This is a genomic window from Sphingobacterium sp. ML3W (assembly GCF_000747525.1).
Lineage (GTDB): Bacteria > Bacteroidota > Bacteroidia > Sphingobacteriales > Sphingobacteriaceae > Sphingobacterium.
In genome coordinates this window covers 2,525,717-2,543,329 of record NZ_CP009278.1, presented here as the reverse complement: position 1 = coordinate 2,543,329, position 17,613 = coordinate 2,525,717, and the positions used below count along the sequence as shown (strand labels likewise).

Below are 17,613 nucleotides of genomic sequence, written 5' to 3'. Positions count from 1 at the left end.
ATTTTCAAACATTTGTCAGAAACCGAGTAGTGTAAGAAATGGGGCTTAATTTTATTAACTTAACTTTCAGGATAACATAGCGAAGTTAATTACAGAGAAAAGTACAGCAGAAATCCGACCTACAATTTAACCATAGCTATGGTTAAATTGTAGGTCGGATAGATAATATGATCGAAAAAGTCGTGGTTATTGCTCCCAGACCAACGCGCTTGCACCAAGAATTGCCGCATCGGCTTCAGGTAGTTCACTAAAAACCAATCTAACTTTATCTCTAAAAATTGGAAAAAGATTCCTTTCCATATGTAGTTTAGCAGGTTTTAATATAAAGTCCCCAGCTTGTATAACTCCACCAAACAACAGAATAGCTTCTGGAGATGAAAACATCACAAAGTTAGCCAAAGCTTCCCCAAGCTTTTGTCCTGTATAGCGAAATACTTCAATAGCAATTGGATCACCTTTTAGAGCACACTCATGAACTGTTTTGGAGTTGATCTCGTCTTCAGGGTATTCATTAAGCATAGAGCTCGGAAACTCTGCCCTCATTTTCTTTGCCGTGATAGCAATTCCTGTTGCAGATGCGTAAGCCTCTAAACTTCCTTCAGATCCTGTACTCCAATGCTTTCTCCCTCCTGGCTTCACTATTGTATGCCCCAATTCACCAGCAAACCCATCATGACCATAAACTACATTCCCATTGGCGACTATTCCGCTACCAACCCCTGTACCTAATGTTATCATAATAAAATCTTTCATTCCCCGAGCTGCTCCAAATAGCATTTCGCCCAAAGCCGCAGCATTTGCATCATTAGTTATGACACATTTTAACCCAAATTTGCTTTCAATCATCTCGGCAAAAGGAATTACCCCCTTCCATGGTAAATTGGCAGCTTGTTCTACAGTCCCTGTATAATAATTACCATTTGGTACTCCAACTCCTATACCATCAAAATTATTAACGCTTCCATATTTTTCAATTAATGGATTTACTTTTTCATGTAAAGCATCAATGAACTCTTCTACCTTTTTATATTCATCCGTACGTAAATTACCTTTTTCCAGAACTTCACCACGATGGTTTACTATTCCAAATTTAGTATTCGTCCCGCCAATATCAATTCCAAGAGCGACATGTCTTGATAAGTTTGTTAACGCCATTTCTGTATTTAAATATTCTAAAGCGCTAAAACTATAAAAAAAAATATAAAATATGCTATTTAATATTAGTTAATATTAAGAATTAACTTAAAAAGTCCTCCCGTATCTAACCTCCAGAACCATGTATGAAAAGTAAGGGTTTCCTCCAAATTTCGTGATACAGATCATTTCTTGTTACGTCAAAATCTTGTGCTACATGTGGATCCATATTAATATCCGATCTTTTCATCTACACCATAATTCATCGCAGGATAGTCTAGTATGCGTCTCATGAGTGCCATCTGTCCGCAAAGATAATCTTGTCTTCCAATGCACATGCCAATAAAATTGAGCTTATCTTCGTGAATGAATGGAATATTCATACCGATCGGAAAAAGCTCTGATAATTGCTCGTCATGGATATCCAATAGACCTTGGTAAACTTTGGGGGATATGAAGTGAAGATTTTTTGTTAAATCGATTAGATTTGGATATTTAAATTGTTCATCCAATGACTTACCCATATAAAACAAATCCTGATAAGGATCTACTTCATTCAGGTCTAGAAGATGAGCTATTGCATATCGCACATTGACAAAGTTGCCTGCCATCCAAATAATATGATTAGTTCGTCCATCTATTCTCTTCCTGGCATCAATTTCTGAAATTCCATCAAGCAAACTTAAAAAGTTCTGGGTATGCATGCGGTAAGCTGGAATAATTGCCGCTAATTTAGTTGATTTAGATTTATCCATATTTATTGATTTACAACAGTTTATTTATATTCTAAGTATCAAAATTAAAGAAATAGAGTCCCAAATATGCTTGTCTTATGACAAGAAAATTTTACAACTGAAGATCCGACACATTATACTTGATAAAATGAGCCTGTAAACACAAAGACATCTTAAATAGATTTCCTTTGTTTATTCCAATATTGTTTTAATGGTTAGGATTTTACTCCTGTGCTTTCTTACTTTCATCGATTACTATTTTACCAGCGCAAACCACCCAAGCTATCAAATGAAAATTCTTCTTCTCGGAAATCACAAATAATCAACTTGGAGAAAGCAGTGCATTTTACGAAAGAATTACTTAAATATACGAGTACAACAAATTACACAGATGTCCTTACCTCTGAACAAAATCTATTAAATGCGAAACACAACGCAGTCAATGACAAATTGTAACAGCTACAAGCTGTAGTCCAAATATATTCGGCATTAGGAGGTGGTTGGAAATAAAAGAAACAAAAACTGTCAAAGTGGGGTTTTAATATAATAAAGAAATTTTAATAACCTAATTCACAAACATGAGAGAAGTTGTCAGATTTACAAGTACACTAATAGTGCTATTCTTGATTATTTTCATTGTATTTACATGGCCATTTTGGGGTTTAATTGGCATAGGTTTAGCGATATTACTTATTGGAATATATGACCTTACGCAAACGAAACATGCCATACTGCGTAACTATCCTGTTATTGGTCACATGCGTTTTCTTTTAGAGGCGATTGGTCCAGAACTACATCAATATTTTGTCGAATCAGGAACTGACGGTAAACCGATAGATCGCAATCATCGCGATTATATTTATTCAAGAGCGAAAAAAGAAAATGAAAATCATCCGTTCGGGACGGAGCTTGACGTCAATCAAGAAAACTATAGTTGGATGCAACATAGTATTTATGCTGCTCCCAAATTGCCAAGCCCACCTCGAGAAATCATAGGCTCTAAAGGTTGTCAACAGCCCTACTCTGCTAGTATTTTTAATATTTCGGCCATGAGTTTTGGTGCTTTAAGTAAAAATGCAATCATGGCTTTAAATCGAGGAGCAAAAGCTGGAAGTTTCTTTCACGATACAGGGGAAGGTGGTATTTCAAACTATCATCTCATGGGAGGAGATCTTGTCTTCGAAATAGGAACGGGCTATTTTGGTTGTCGTACCGAAGATGGCTTCTTTTCTCCAGAGAAATTTCAAATAAATGGAAATCGACCTGAGGTCAAAATGATTGCGATTAAACTTTCACAAGGAGCCAAACCGGGTCATGGAGGTGTGTTGCCTGCATCTAAAAACAATGACGAAATTGCAGCAATCAGAGGTGTCAAGCCCCATACTGCGGTCATTTCTCCTCCAAGCCATACAGCTTTCCACGACGCCAAAGGACTTCTTGATTTTATACAGCAACTGCGAGAGTTATCAGCAGGTAAACCAATCGGATTTAAACTTGCAATCGGTAGTAAAAAGGAATTTATAGACATCTGCTTAGCTATTTTGGAAACAGGAATAAAGCCTGATTTTATCACCATCGACGGTGCTGAAGGTGGCACAGGTGCAGCTCCTATTGATTTTTCGAATGCCGTTGGCATGCCTTGGGAGGAAGCGTTGGTATTTGCCGTCGATACACTTCGCGGATTTGATTTAAAAAAAGATATTAAGATTATCACTGCCACTAAAATATTCACAGCTTTTGACATCTTTAAAGCGCTTTGTATAGGAGCAGATGTTTGCAATTCTGCTCGAGGTATGATGCTGGCTTTAGGATGTATACAGGCCCTTAAATGCCACACAAACACCTGCCCTTCTGGTGTAGCAACGAATGATGCGAGATTAGTGAATGGATTGGTTGTGGAGGAAAAATGGAAACGCGTGAAAAATTATCACGAAGAAATATTAAAAGATTTTTTAGACTTACTTGCAGCATCCGGTAGCCCTAACTTGAAACATCTCAACAGATCGTTAATCCATAAAAGACAAAATAACAAACATCGTTCTTTTGAAGAAATCTATCCATCTATTCCTGAAGGTGCATTTATCAAATAATAAAGCATATTCATTTAAAGGTTTACAAGATGGAAAATCCGTTTAAAGACTACTCCATAAATTTGAAATCAAAATTTGTATTTCTTTTCTATCCAAATCAATCCGTGAAAAAATTGTTATGCATCTGTAACTGAATAAAATAAACCAAAAAATATTAAGTACGTCTTTTATCATGTCCCCATTTTTATGGATACCATTTTAGTAATCTTATTATAAATACGCAAAATCACTAGTTTCAGGGATAAAATTGATGCGTTAGAAATGGCATCTTTGTAATATGACTTTAATATCATGAAGAAGCTAACGTACGCACTTGCCACAATATACTTCATAATACTTTCAGCAATAGTACAATAAAAAAATGTTTAGGATTGATTATGGAATTACTTTCCAAAGACAGAAAATGGAAAATATGTTGATATCAATGAGTTAAAAAAAAAATAATACCCTTACTTAAGAGATACTTTTTGAAATTGGTATTGCTTTAGTCTCAGAAGATAAAAGAAACGAAGCGTGTTATTATATAGGCACGAAAAATCAAAAAGTGGTTGATTTAGAAGCTGATTAAAACTTAAAGCGCTTCTTGTTCAACTATTTGATTATGGGATTTTTCTTTACTTAAGAGCCATTAAACGGTCATTATATTCATTAAAAATTCCTTCAGTGTTTATGAAAAGTGATATCTTAGTCTCCTAAATACAGATTCATAAGGAATACCGATGAGCAAAAATAAGATTAGTTTCAAGCATAAGTTAAGACATATTTTTGTCACCCTCAGTTTTTGTGTTTTGATGCATCACACTTCTGCGCAAGAAGTATTAAATAATCTAAAACTTCAGTACGAAAACATTGCTATAACAAATCCTGATAGGCTCTACGTGGCCGGTAAATATATAACGGCTTTATTTTTCAATCAACAAGAAGAGAAAGCTGCTCAAATACTTGATGAAAACTTGCAGGTTGCACTTCTTCTAAAAGATGGCAAATATGCTGCCAACCTGTATGCCATCTCAGCTATGAATAACCGAATAGCTGAACGACTGAAGGACTCTGATACCAGCTTGGAAAAAGCAAAAGCATATGCAGACAATTCAAAAGATATAGAAATAAAAGGCTACATTAATTATTGTGAAGGCTGGCTTCATGTACGAAACAATAAAGAGGGCGAAGCTGTAAGAAGTTTCTTACGTGCGATTACCTATTTCGACAAAGCTCCTCCATCGCCAACACTGAATGGTCGCAAATCGACAACCTATAAGGAACTAACCTCAGTCTACGCCAATTGGAATGAACACCAATTACAGGAAAAATATAGCTTGCTCGCTTTAGATTTAGCCATTAAACAAAATGATCCAATTGCTATTTTTGATGCCTATATGCTTATGGGTTATATGTACGAACAGCAATATATGAAAGACGAGAGCAAGCAGGACGTGCGCAATCTGGCTGAAAAATATTATTTGCAAGCTATCAATACTTATGATAAAAATAAAAGTAAGATTCCCTTCCCTTCAAACCTTTCTTTTGTAGCTAACAATTTAGCACATCTTTATTTTAGCTATTTCCCAAATAGTTATCAAAATAAAGTGCTTTATTATGCCGAACTCGCTAGAAAGCAAGGATTAGCGACTCAACAATATACGCATGTAGCTTCTTCATATGGCATCATGGCAGAATTAGCGATTAAAGATGGCAAACCCGACCGTGCAAAAGAATATTTGCTTGCTGCTTTAACAGAAGTTTCTAAAAGTAGTGTTCCTGATGAAAATATAATTCTCAGTATTTATGAAAGTCTTTCCGAAATTGCTGAATCAGAGAAAAATCTACCTGAGGCAATTCGCTACTATAAGGCTTATATGGAAACATTTAAATCCATATACAATCAAGAACAACTGGAATTGGGAAGAAGACTGGAAGCACAATTTGACAAGGAAAGACAACAACAACAGCTCATTACCATGCAGTTAGAAGCTGATAAAAAAGAGCAACAAATAAGTCTCATGCAGACCATCAGTTTACAACAAAAACAGGAGTTGGAAAATTTGAAATTGCATGAAGAAAATCAAAGAAAACAGCTGGAGCTAACGCAATTAGAATCGGAAAAAAGAACACAAGAACTCAAATTATCAAGATTAGAAACGCAGAGTCGTGCGCAAGATATTCTGAATTATAAAAACGAAATATCTTATAAAGAAAAGATAAACAAATACTATATCAGTCTAATTTTAGTATTCTTGCTGGCCTTGATGCTCCTGCTCTATGCCTATAAACAACGTTCTAAAAGACTTCGTCAAAATAAAGAACTTTATAACGCGACTTTAGATAAAGAAAGGCAGAATGCGAAAATCGCCACACTGACCGCCATGTTATCAGGACAAGAACAAGAACGAGGCAGATTGGCACGTGATCTTCATGATGGTCTGAGAGGCTTACTATCAAGTACCAAAATTAGCTTATCGCAATTGACTGATCAGGTAGCTTCACCAGCCAAAAATAACATGCAAAAATCCATAGAGAAACTGGATACAGCTGTAGAAGAACTCCGTCGTGTAGCTCATAATCTGATGCCAGAATTGCTAAACAGGTATGGCTTACAAGAAGCTCTTCAAGATTATGCGAGGCGTATGTCAAATGATCAATTAGATATTGATGTACAATTCTTGCATTATAAAAGTGATTTAGAAAAAGACAGACAGCTCCTAGTTTATCGTATTATTCAAGAACTTGTCAACAACGCCATTAAACATGCCTCGCCAAAGCAGATTATAATACAAGTTGTAGAAGAAACCGATCACTATAGCATTACTGTCGAAGATGATGGTGATGGATTTGATATTCATCAGATTAAAGGAAACAATTCAGCTGGTTTGTATAATATTCAATCTCGAGTCGATTTTTTAAAAGGAAAATTCAGCATACAATCTGAAAAACAAGTTGGAACAAGTGTAGAATTCATATTCAAAAAAATATTACATGATAAAAATTGCGATTACTGACGATCATCCCCTACTACTAGAGGGACTAAAAAATATATTATCAAAAGAAGATTTCTTTGAAGTAGTTGGTTGTTATCCCGACGCTTCAACTATGCATGTAGCGTTGTCAAATACGAATATTGATATACTCCTATTAGATATCAACCTCCCTGATGCAAATAGCATTGAGCTCATAAAACCTTTGAAACTAAAGTATCCTAATATGCGTATCATTATCATTAGTGTACATAACGAATATGCTGTAATCAACAGTGTACTGCAAGAAGGTGCTCACGGTTACATTCAAAAAAATGCTTCTGTGGACGAAATTATTACTGGTGTTGAACAAATATTAAAAGGTAACAAGTTTCTTTGCTCCCAAACACAAAGCATCGTGGATAAAAAGGCTAAAGATGGCTTAAATAGTGTCCCAAAATTGACAAGAAGAGAAAAAGAAGTATTGACTGAAGCTGCATCGGGCTTAACAACCTCCCAAATAGCTGAAAAATTATTTATAAGCCCGCATACTGTGGAAAGCCATCGTAAGAATCTCATTGAGAAATTTGGTGCTAAGAATTTGAGTTCAACCATCAAATTAGCATTGGAATATGGTCTAATTCGTAAATAGCTTGGTGTATAAACAAAACCCCTACTTTCGGGGATGGGTGTACGCTTCCCTATTCATTAACTTTGTTTTTCATTCCTAAAGTTAGGTAGTGAATGGATTTCAGAGAGGGTAAATCCTCGGTGAACCTTATCGTAAAATAACATGAAAAAAACTAAATAGAGACATAATGAAATTAAAAATGAGAAAGCTGAAATCCATATCACTGCTATTAAGTATAATCTGCAGCAGTTTTTTACTTACTGGATGCTTTGACTTTATCGAGGATATAAATATGAATAGTAATGGTTCGGGTCATATTAAAGCAACACTAAACTTCAGTAAAAGTAGTACGAAGGTAGCCTCTTTAATGAAACTTAAAAGTATAAATGGCATCACAATTCCAACAAAAGAAAAAATAAAGAGTGAAGCGGAAACGATGAGTAGAATCTTAAAGAATACTGAGGGTATTAGTCAAGTACAATATAGTCTTGATTTCAATAATTATATCGCAACAGTATCTTGTTCATTTGAAACGATCAATGCCCTAAATAATTTTAGTAAAGCTATTGGCACTTATTTCAAAAGCGCTTTAGGAAATAACAATAGTTATGCTTTTAATACAAAAACGGGAGTTTTTACCAGATCCTACACCTACTCGCCATCTTTAAATAAAGAGTATGTCAAAATTTCAGAAACTGATAAAAAATATTTTGACGATGCCTATTACACACAAATCATCAGATTTGATAAAAAAATTAAATCGCAACAGCACATATCTGCAAAAATATCAAGTACATCCAAAGCTGTACTACTCAAATTAAAAGCAACAGATTTGATCAGTGGAAAGGCATCACTGGCAAATACCATTACCCTAAATAATTAATAAAACATGAATATAAAACACGTTCCATTATTTGCATGTGTTGCATTTGCAAGTCTGCAAGCTACAGCACAAGATTTGACCAGTATGATACCTGCTCAAGCACAATTTGTTTTTACCATTAATAATAAAGCTATAGTTGAAAATAGCTCTATCGAGTTGTTAAATGAAACATTAATTAAACTAGGTGCATTTGAAAACACGAGCAATGATATTAACTATCCAATCAAAAACCTGATGCAATTGGATTTTAATCTTGATAAGCAAGCTTACGTATATCGGTCAACTACAGATAGCCTAAACTATATCGGAATATTAATCCCTTTAAAAGAAAATCATCAAGTTAAGGAGCATATGTTCTCGAAATTTGAATCTCTTCCGATTTATAATAACTATGAAAGAAGAGTTTCAAAAGATCATAAAATGCAAGTTGCATGGAATAAAGAAAGCTTATTTATTTTAATTGGAGAGCTAAATACAAGCTATTTCCAAACGAAAGAAATCGCAGAACGTTATGGTTTAGACTTGGGATTATACAATACATTAGACTGGACATACAATGAAACACTTGATGCAGCCGCTAACAGCTGGGATGAAGAAGAAATAGATATAGAAGAAGAAAATTCAATACCAGATTCACTTATAGTAGCTACGGCCGAAGCCGAGGAAGAAGCTGTATATGTTGAAGCCGAAGATGTATTTCCTGATACTTTATCAAGTATTGATATTGATGAATGGGAATATGATAGCGATACAACCGATGTGGAAGACTACGATTTAGAATCTGACTCCCTTTACTTATTAAATCAAGCACGAGAAGCAAAAAATGACTCCATCAAAAATAAATTATTAGCTGATTGGTTAACAGCAGGCTTTAATGATTATTTAGACCCTAAAGAAAACTTAGGCAAGAATAAAGCACTTAAATTAACCGATAAAAAACACCTATTACGTCTCTGGATACCTAATCTAGATGAATTATATCAAAATGCCCTTCCCTATGATATTTTAAAAATGGCTTATGGTGTTGACATTGAGAATATGAAATATGGCTATAATGACGCTATTTTTGATTTGATTCAAGATCAATATACGCTAAAACTTACGGGTTCTATAGGTGTTGACGCTGAAATGGAGAAAGTTTTCAAGGCATTATATAGCAACAGAACCAATAAAAAATTTGCGCAATATATTCCTGAGAACTACTTGGCTTACGCCTCTGTGAACATGAGTACGGAAGGTTATTTGAAACAATTACCAGCATTGATTTCGCGATGGTATGCTCCTTTAGCTGGGGAATATGCAGATGTTTTGACGATAGCAGCCACTGCTTTAGAGATTGGGTTAGACGAAAAAGCTATCGGAAAAGTGATGAGAGGCGACAACGTGTTTTTTCTCAACGATCTACAAAAAGTAACAAAAGAATATGTCTCTTACGAATATGATGATGATTACAACTATGAAGAGGTTACCAAAACAAAAGAAGAATTTGTACCCAACTTTTTATGGATGTTCACTTCTGAAGATCAACGTCTGTATAAAAAAATACTGGAATTTGCGGTCAAAAAACAGGAAGTAACATTGGAGGATGGCATATATAAAATCGCACCACAGAAAAAACTAGAACCAATCTATATCCTTTTCAAAAATAATATCGTGTTTGTTGGAAGCGATGTCGAACAATTAACTGCTATTCAACAGAATCGTTTTAAAACTAACAGAAATGCAAGTGTGAAAAAGGATTTACTTGCACATCCATTTAATTTTGTCGTAAAAACTTCTGCCATACCTGAGGTTGTCAATCAACTAGAAATTCCAATAACAGAATCTAGGGAACAAACTTTACAAGACCTTGCTGGATATGGTAATCTTCAAATCAAATCAAGTAAGTTGATTAAAAACAGGTTCTCTGGAGAGATGTCGATATCATTACCTAAAAAAGATAAAAATGCACTTCAATACCTATTGAAGCATATCATTGAAAACTTGAATAATAATGTCATGAACTAATCGCCCATGAAAAGAATAGTAATTATCATATGTTCTATTGTGCTCTTACTTTCAGCTACGGTCTGGACATACTACATTATCCGAAAAAACAACATTGAAAAACAATATGTGAGCAAAGAAAGTACACATATATTCTCCATTGCTGTTGATGATTTAATATTGGACAATCTATCCAGTTTTAATCCTTGGTCGGGCAAGTCCGTAGACACAGCTGTTGATGAAAGTTGGATAACTGGCTTATTTTGGCATGCTGGTATTGAAATTCCGGCCCGCATTTATTTATTCAGTATGACAGACCGAGCTCCTCAATTTTACGGAATATTAGCATTAAAGAACTATGATGAGTGCTTTTCTTTTTTTGCAAATCGCTATCCCAACGGAATCAGTTTCTTGGATAAGGAACAGGGAGTAGTGCGTGTTAGTGTTAATAACCATATCAAAGTAATATTTGATCGGAATAACCTTATTTACAAAATTGATAGGGAAAGAAATAGTGGGTTTGAGGATCTTCATTTACTTTTAAAACAACCCAACACTTGGGTTCAAATAGATTCCTTTCCAGAATTTAAAAATATTCATTCAAATAAGCACATCAGCTATATACAAAAAGATAAAAAGTTTAAACTAGAAGCATCTATTGCGAAGCATAAAATAGATATCACAGGTGAGTGGCTAATTTCTCAAGATTTAGATAAAAAGTTTCCAGTTAGAGCAATGGACACGACAAATCAAGCTATGACTTTCTGGACCATGTTATCTTTAGATGATATGCCATTACTTGCTGATTTAATGCATAAATACACAGGCCTTGATCAACTGCAATTGCAAAATGCTTATGCTAACTATTTTGATTTGCAGGTTAAATCAGATGTAACGATACAGCGGGATACCTTAATTACATATAGCTATGATGATGATTTCAATCCAATAGAAGAAAAGAAAATAAATGAAATCAATGTGCCTTATATCGCGCATGCTTGGATAGATAATAATGCATTAGCGGAATCTCTTCCAACAGCAATGTTTTATAAATTTTACAAACAGCGAAAAAGCGGCTTTTTACTAAATACAACCTCACAAAGTACTCCCAATCTTGTTAAAATCGAAGAAACACCCTATCCATTTTATCTTTATATCAATTTTGGAAAATGGCCTGACACTTGGCTTGTCGAGCCTTTTGACAAGTTAAAAGCTAATCAGGTTAAAGTCGAAGTAAGTACTATAATCCAAAATAAAAATAGCTTATCCATTCAAGGACAAATAAACTATTAAAACACAATTTATACATATGTGGTATTTAAGGCTTTGTAATGCACAACCTTAAATACCACTATCCTACCAATTACGTTACCTTAATCTATTTTTTTAATATGGATATAAGCCCATCAAATAAGAGTTGCTATATTTATGTTTATTTCATTAAAATTAGAGTGAAAAATAATAATGTCTGAAGTAGAAGTCTATCAAAAATATGAATAATTTCATTCCCTTAGATATACAAAGCACCTTATTATAATGGCTTCTATAAAAATTATAGAATCTTACGCTCAAAATAATATTACTCAACTTTAAGCATACCTTAAATTGGCAAATTCCAAAATAGAACTACAACATATCGCTAAGTATTTATTCCAAATCTGTGGCTTACCGCTAACGAATTTACTGCCAGAAAAAGAAAGCCAAGCATATGCTGCTCATAATTTTGACCTGGGCAAGTATAAATATAAATATAGGAGCGCTAAAATAACACCAAAAAAAGCAGGCCAATTTGTAACATTATGGTACCGAATGTCAACTGGTATTATCGCTCCTTTCGATGTTAATGATGATATTGATTTCTATATTATAGCAATACGAAACGATAAGAAGATGGGATTATTCATTTTCCCTAAGGAAATACTATTTCAAAGAAGAGTTTTATCTGGACATGGAAAAGAAGGAAAACGTGGGTTTAGAGTATATCCAAATTGGGATTTGACTATCAGCAAACAAGCACAACAGACGCAATCTTGGCAGAAACTGTATTTTCTAGATTTAAGTAATGAAAATCAGATTGATGTAAAAAAAGGAAAGTGCCTTTTGGGGATGTAACCAATAAATAATTGTTTCTTTACATTATCCAATTATTTTATGTAAATTGGATATACCGATTACAGACATAATTCAATCATTATGCATCCATTTCATAAAAACAACGGGAAACATGCTACGTGGCATAGAAATAATGGTTCGCTAAAAGGAAGTTTTCATCCTTTTTTAAGGAGTCAAAAGAAGTTAGAGGTAGATGATGAGAATATAAAATTCGCGATGATCCAGCCATCTAATCAGACTCGAATCGTTAAACAAGAAGCACTAGAACAAGTACTTCTAGAAATTAACTTGCTCAAAAACAAAAATTAATAGCAGATTGATTATCATAGTAATAAAAAATGCTCCATTCATTAGAATGGAGCATTTTTTTACAATACAATTTGCAATCTACAAAGAAGCAATTGCATTATTAAAAGTTTCCGAAGGACGCATTGCTGCTGTTGCTAATGCATCATTAGGGAAGTAGTAACCACCAATGTCTTGTGCCTTACCTTGAGCAGCAATCAACTCTTCATTGATTTTAGCTTCATTTTCAATTAACATTTTCGCTAAAGGTGCAAATTTGGCTGCCAAAGTAGCATCTTTTGTTTGCGTCGCCAATCCTTCCGCCCAATAAGCAGTCAAGTAATAATGAGAACCACGGTTGTCAATTTGACCTACTTTACGTGCTGGAGATTTATCATTCGCTAAGAATTTTTCTGTAGCCACATCCAAAGTTTCTGCTAATACCAAAGCAGCTGCATTATTTTGTGTTTGTGATAAATGCTCTAATGAAGCACCTAAAGCTAAAAATTCACCTAACGAATCCCAACGTAAGTAACCTTCATGTAAGAATTGTTCAATATGTTTTGGAGCCGAACCACCAGCACCTGTCTCAAATAAACCACCACCATTCATCAATGGAACAATAGAAAGCATTTTTGCAGAGGTACCAACTTCTAAAATTGGAAACAAATCAGTTAAGTAATCACGCAATACATTACCCGTAACAGAGATAGTATCCAAACCTTCACGAATACGATCTAAAGAGAACTTAGTTGCTTCTACTGGATTCATCACAAAAATATCTAATCCATTAGTATCAAAATCCCCTAAATATTGTTCTACTTTCTTGATGATTTCTCTATCGTGAGCACGGTTTTCATCTAACCAGAATACTGCTGGTGTTGCAGATAATCGAGCACGGTTAACAGCTAGTTTTACCCAATCTTGGATGGGAGCGTCTTTTGTTTGACACATGCGGAAGATATCTCCTGTTTCAACGGTTTGTTCCATCAAAACATTTCCTTCAGCGTCAACTACTCTGATCGTACCATTTTCTGAAGCTTGGAAAGTTTTATCATGTGAACCATATTCTTCAGCTTTTTGAGCCATCAAACCAACATTGGGAACAGAGCCCATTGTAGTAGGGTCTAAAGCACCATTTTCTTTACAATCCTCTATGGTTGCTTCATAAACACCAGCGTAAGAACGATCTGGAATCATAGCAATTGTATCTTGAGATTTTCCTTCTTTATTCCACATCTGACCCGAAGTACGGATCATAGCTGGCATCGAGGCATCAACGATAACATCTGAAGGTACGTGTAGATTTGTAATCCCTTTATCGGAGTTTACCATAGCTAAATCTGGACCGTTAGCTATTGCAGACTCAATCGCAGCTTTAACTTCAGCTTCCTGTGAATGCCCAGCAATCTTAGCAAATACCTCACCTAGACCATTGTTTTTATTAATTCCCAAAGAATTGAATAATTCACCATATTTAGCAAAAACATCTTTGAAATAAACTTCTACGATAGCACCAAAGATAATTGGGTCTGAAACTTTCATCATCGTCGCTTTCAAGTGAGCTGACAATAAAACCCCTTCAGCTTTAGCAGCAGCAATAGTATCTGCAACGAAACCTTTCAATGCAGATAAACTCAATACTGATGAATCTATGACTTCACCTGCTTTCAATGGAGCAAGACCTTTCAATTCAGTCGGAGTACCACTAGCGTTGACGAATTCTATTTTAAACTGACCTTCGTTTGCTACTGTAACGGATTTTTCAGTTTCATAAAAATCACCATGTGACATTGATGCTACACGGGTTTTTGAATCTGCCGACCAAGCACCCATCGAATGTGGATTTGCTTTAGCATAATTCTTAACTGCTTTAGGCGCACGTCGATCAGAGTTTCCTTCACGTAAAACTGGATTTACAGCAGACCCCAATACTTTAGCATAATTTGCTTTTACAGCACGTTCTTCTGCAGTTTCTGGATTATCAGGGAAATTTGGAATAACATATCCGGCAGCTTGCAATTCTGCAATTGCTCCTTTTAACTGCGGAATAGATGCCGAAATATTTGGTAATTTGATGATATTCGCTTCTGGAGTTGTGGCCAACTGACCTAATTCAGCTAAAGCATCAGCTACTTTTTGATCCTCTTTTAATGCGTCTGAAAAATTAGCTAAAATACGACCTGCAAGAGAAATGTCTCTTAATTCAACATCGATATCAGCAGTTTTCGCGAAAGCTTGTACAATAGGTAAGAATGAATACGTAGCCAATAATGGCGCTTCATCTGTCTTGGTGTAAATGATTTTAGATGACATAATTTTTTTATTGAAATCTTTTAATTTGCTTAAACAAAATTGAAATTGAAAACGAACGCTTAGGCTGGTTCAAAATTCGCCTAAAGATAAGAAATTGAAATTTAAATCGCCACAAAAGGTTGAATTATGACGCTTAAAAGTAAAATATTGGCTAGACTGAATTAAATGAATCATCGATACACATGGACATCGTCATTCAAAATGCACAGATATACTTCAGTTCTCATTTTACAATTATAAATAACATTAAAGGTCAAACGTACAAACTAATTTAAGATTGCTTTGATTTTTTTTAATGGTAACACTTCCACAGCTTTATTATTCCTAAACGCACTTTCTAACATTGCTTTTGCCAACTCCCCTGTTTTTATAGGTGCATATTTCTCAAACAAACCTAATCTATTTAAAATCTGAATTACTTTTATTCCCACCTTCTCTCCCATGCGATTGGTATTAGGTCTATCAATGAATCCAGGTTGGAGGATTAATAAATGTTGGAATCCTATTTTTTTAATGACATCTTCTAAAGATCCTTTCATACGGTTATAAAAAACTTGAGATTTTGCATCAACACCAACAGCTGATAATAATACAAAACTTGAAACACCATTTTCAAAAGCCATCTCAGCGAATTGAAAGGGATAGTCGTAATCGATATGCCATTGCGCAGCTTTGCTCCCCGCATCTTTCAAGGTAGTTCCCAAACAAGAAAAGGCTACGTCTCCCTTAATCTGATCTTTAAAATTGTTTAGTTTTTCAAAATCTATAATAATTTCTTCCAACTTTTCGTCAGGCTCAAAGTAAGACTTACGGAGAAATACACGAATTTTAGAAAAACGATCGTCATTTACCAATTGTTTAACCAATTCCCTACCTGTGGCACCACTGCCCCCAATTACAATTGCTTCCATAAGATAAAGGTACAAATTCGGTTCTTAAGTTTCACTAGCTTGTCAAATTCCTATAAAATTGTGGGGTAAGACCAACAAAGACTTTTATAATTACTAATTTTAAATTTTCATCCATTAAAGCGAAAAAACATGAATACATATACATTAAATAGCGGTTCAAAAATCCCAGCTATTGGATTTGGAACTTGGCAAATCGAAGAAGGAGAACCTGCTTATACTGCCGTTTACGAGGCTTTAAAAGCAGGATATACCCATATTGATACAGCATCGGTTTATGGTAATGAACATGGTGCCGGAAAAGCAATACAAGATAGTGGTATAAAGCGCGAAAATCTTTTTGTCACCACCAAACTCTGGAATGCCGATCGCGGTTACGAAAACACCTTAGTCGCATTTGACAAGTCTCTTGCCCTACTTCAAATGGACTACGTAGATCTCTATCTCATTCACTGGCCTGCTAACGAAACACAGTTTGAGAACTGGGAATCAATCAATGCAGACACTTGGAAAGCCTTGGAGCAATTATATACAGAAGGTAGAGCCAAAGCTATTGGTTTGAGTAATTTTCCAAAAAAATATGTCGAAGCAATATTAAAGGTTGCAAAAGTTTTTCCTGCAGTCAATCAATTGGAATTTCATCCCGGTTTTCTTCAAGAAGAAACAATAGCCTTTTGTAAATCAAAAGATATATTAATTCAAGCATGGTCTCCTTTAGGCTCTGGCAGGATTTTACAAAATGAAGTAATAGTATCACTTTCAGCTAAATATGGGGTAAGTGTCGGGCAGATTTGTATAAAATTTGCTTTGCAAGAGGGTATCAACCCACTACCAAAATCCACGAACCCCAGCAATATAAAAGCTAATCTTGAAATAAACAATTTTTCGTTGTCAAACGAAGATATACAAGCGATTAAAAATATAGGTGAATTAGGTTTTTCCGGCCTTAATCCAGCTGAGGTACCCTTTTAAAAAAATAGGTTAGCAAGATTTAATTTTGCTAACCTAAATTTTGTTTCTCCATCCTGAATACATCAAGAATTATCTATCTTCTTCAAAAACAATAACCTGAATATGTTCAATCATTTACATTTAGAGCGCTCAACTTTTTTAAATTGAAATTTTGCAATAGCCATCCTATTCCCTATGTTTGCAAATATGTCCAACACAGAAAAAAATCCTTATCAACTGTTTAATAAAACAATCTGGTCTAACTGGAAAAGTCAAAATGTAATCTGCATAAAAGTAGAAGAACTATCAGAAAATAATGGGACTACTTTCTATGAACTTATTCCTGACTCTGAAATGTTGGATGCTGATGCTGAAACTTTATATCCGATTGATTCTGAAGATATTTTCGACATGTTACTTCCCAATCCCCATATTAAATTTGTCGTACATGATATTTATATGGCAGATTTGGAAGATTAATAATTAACATTGCATATTGTCAAATCTAAAGATGTAAGCATTATCTAAACGCATCCTAGCAAAATGCATAAATAAAATATGACTCCGATAGATTTCGAAGGTCTTTTTAAAAAGGGATTATATTTACGATTCAATTCTCGCAACATAATCCC

The 17,613-nt window shown here is 34.7% G+C and carries 14 protein-coding genes; 10 read left to right on the top strand and 4 right to left on the bottom strand.

What is annotated here, in order from left to right; all coding sequences use genetic code 11:
- Nucleotides 1–186: 186 nt before the first annotated feature.
- Together KO02_RS10770 and KO02_RS10765 are read right to left on the bottom strand one after the other, a co-directional pair.
- Nucleotides 187–1,155, bottom strand: a complete 969-nt coding sequence (locus KO02_RS10770; protein WP_038698218.1) for an ROK family protein — start codon at nucleotides 1,153–1,155, stop codon at nucleotides 187–189.
- Between the two features lie 209 nt (nucleotides 1,156–1,364).
- Nucleotides 1,365–1,889 carry a hypothetical protein gene (locus KO02_RS10765; protein ID WP_038698216.1) on the bottom strand — a complete coding sequence of 175 codons (525 nt, stop codon included), beginning with the start codon at nucleotides 1,887–1,889 and terminating at the stop codon, nucleotides 1,365–1,367.
- A 557-nt stretch (nucleotides 1,890–2,446) separates the two neighbouring features.
- Here KO02_RS10765 and KO02_RS10760 point away from each other — a divergent pair.
- From KO02_RS10760 to KO02_RS10725, 8 genes are all read left to right on the top strand, one after another.
- Nucleotides 2,447–3,958 (top strand): FMN-binding glutamate synthase family protein, encoded by a 1,512-nt coding sequence (locus tag KO02_RS10760; protein ID WP_038698214.1) that lies wholly within the window; start codon nucleotides 2,447–2,449, stop codon nucleotides 3,956–3,958.
- Nucleotides 3,959–4,677: 719 nt separating this feature from the next.
- On the top strand, nucleotides 4,678–6,954 hold the full coding sequence (locus tag KO02_RS10755; protein ID WP_144243303.1) for an ATP-binding protein: 2,277 nt from the start codon (nucleotides 4,678–4,680) through the stop codon (nucleotides 6,952–6,954).
- Entirely contained in the window at nucleotides 6,932–7,561 is a 630-nt protein-coding gene (locus tag KO02_RS10750) for a response regulator transcription factor (RefSeq protein ID WP_038698212.1), read from the top strand. Before KO02_RS10755 ends, KO02_RS10750 begins: the two co-directional genes overlap by 23 nt.
- A gap of 178 nt (nucleotides 7,562–7,739) precedes the next feature.
- Nucleotides 7,740–8,423 (top strand): hypothetical protein, encoded by a 684-nt coding sequence (locus KO02_RS10745; RefSeq protein ID WP_038702518.1) that lies wholly within the window; start codon nucleotides 7,740–7,742, stop codon nucleotides 8,421–8,423.
- A gap of 6 nt (nucleotides 8,424–8,429) precedes the next feature.
- A complete protein-coding gene (locus KO02_RS10740; protein WP_038698210.1) occupies nucleotides 8,430–10,430 on the top strand; it encodes a hypothetical protein in 2,001 nt (666 codons plus the stop codon).
- Nucleotides 10,431–10,436: 6 nt separating this feature from the next.
- Nucleotides 10,437–11,702 (top strand): hypothetical protein, encoded by a 1,266-nt coding sequence (locus KO02_RS10735; protein WP_038698208.1) that lies wholly within the window; start codon nucleotides 10,437–10,439, stop codon nucleotides 11,700–11,702.
- A 312-nt stretch (nucleotides 11,703–12,014) separates the two neighbouring features.
- Nucleotides 12,015–12,521, top strand: coding sequence for a MepB family protein (locus KO02_RS10730; protein ID WP_038698206.1), 507 nt, complete (start codon nucleotides 12,015–12,017; stop codon nucleotides 12,519–12,521).
- A gap of 81 nt (nucleotides 12,522–12,602) precedes the next feature.
- Entirely contained in the window at nucleotides 12,603–12,830 is a 228-nt protein-coding gene (locus KO02_RS10725; RefSeq protein WP_038698204.1) for a hypothetical protein, read from the top strand.
- Nucleotides 12,831–12,908: 78 nt separating this feature from the next.
- Here KO02_RS10725 and KO02_RS10720 read toward each other — a convergent pair whose 3' ends face one another.
- Nucleotides 12,909–15,122, bottom strand: coding sequence for an NADP-dependent isocitrate dehydrogenase (locus KO02_RS10720; RefSeq protein WP_038698202.1), 2,214 nt, complete (start codon nucleotides 15,120–15,122; stop codon nucleotides 12,909–12,911).
- A 266-nt stretch (nucleotides 15,123–15,388) separates the two neighbouring features.
- Entirely contained in the window at nucleotides 15,389–16,033 is a 645-nt protein-coding gene (locus tag KO02_RS10715; protein WP_038698200.1) for an NAD(P)H-binding protein, read from the bottom strand.
- Between the two features lie 129 nt (nucleotides 16,034–16,162).
- On the opposite strand from KO02_RS10715, the gene KO02_RS10710 reads away from it, so the two are divergent.
- A complete protein-coding gene (locus tag KO02_RS10710; protein WP_038698199.1) occupies nucleotides 16,163–17,002 on the top strand; it encodes an aldo/keto reductase in 840 nt (279 codons plus the stop codon).
- A 186-nt stretch (nucleotides 17,003–17,188) separates the two neighbouring features.
- Entirely contained in the window at nucleotides 17,189–17,461 is a 273-nt protein-coding gene (locus KO02_RS10705) for a hypothetical protein (protein WP_038702516.1), read from the top strand.
- The last annotated feature ends 152 nt before the right edge of the window (nucleotides 17,462–17,613 follow it).

Coding starts and splice junctions, on each gene's coding strand:
- KO02_RS10770 (WP_038698218.1), bottom strand. CDS start 1,155: ATGGCGTTAACAAACTTATCAAGACATGTCGCTCTTGGAATTGATATT.
- KO02_RS10765 (WP_038698216.1), bottom strand. CDS start 1,889: ATGGATAAATCTAAATCAACTAAATTAGCGGCAATTATTCCAGCTTAC.
- KO02_RS10760 (WP_038698214.1), top strand. CDS start 2,447: ATGAGAGAAGTTGTCAGATTTACAAGTACACTAATAGTGCTATTCTTG.
- KO02_RS10755 (WP_144243303.1), top strand. CDS start 4,678: ATGAGCAAAAATAAGATTAGTTTCAAGCATAAGTTAAGACATATTTTT.
- KO02_RS10750 (WP_038698212.1), top strand. CDS start 6,932: ATGATAAAAATTGCGATTACTGACGATCATCCCCTACTACTAGAGGGA.
- KO02_RS10745 (WP_038702518.1), top strand. CDS start 7,740: ATGAGAAAGCTGAAATCCATATCACTGCTATTAAGTATAATCTGCAGC.
- KO02_RS10740 (WP_038698210.1), top strand. CDS start 8,430: ATGAATATAAAACACGTTCCATTATTTGCATGTGTTGCATTTGCAAGT.
- KO02_RS10735 (WP_038698208.1), top strand. CDS start 10,437: ATGAAAAGAATAGTAATTATCATATGTTCTATTGTGCTCTTACTTTCA.
- KO02_RS10725 (WP_038698204.1), top strand. CDS start 12,603: ATGCATCCATTTCATAAAAACAACGGGAAACATGCTACGTGGCATAGA.
- KO02_RS10720 (WP_038698202.1), bottom strand. CDS start 15,122: ATGTCATCTAAAATCATTTACACCAAGACAGATGAAGCGCCATTATTG.
- KO02_RS10715 (WP_038698200.1), bottom strand. CDS start 16,033: ATGGAAGCAATTGTAATTGGGGGCAGTGGTGCCACAGGTAGGGAATTG.
- KO02_RS10710 (WP_038698199.1), top strand. CDS start 16,163: ATGAATACATATACATTAAATAGCGGTTCAAAAATCCCAGCTATTGGA.
- KO02_RS10705 (WP_038702516.1), top strand. CDS start 17,189: ATGTCCAACACAGAAAAAAATCCTTATCAACTGTTTAATAAAACAATC.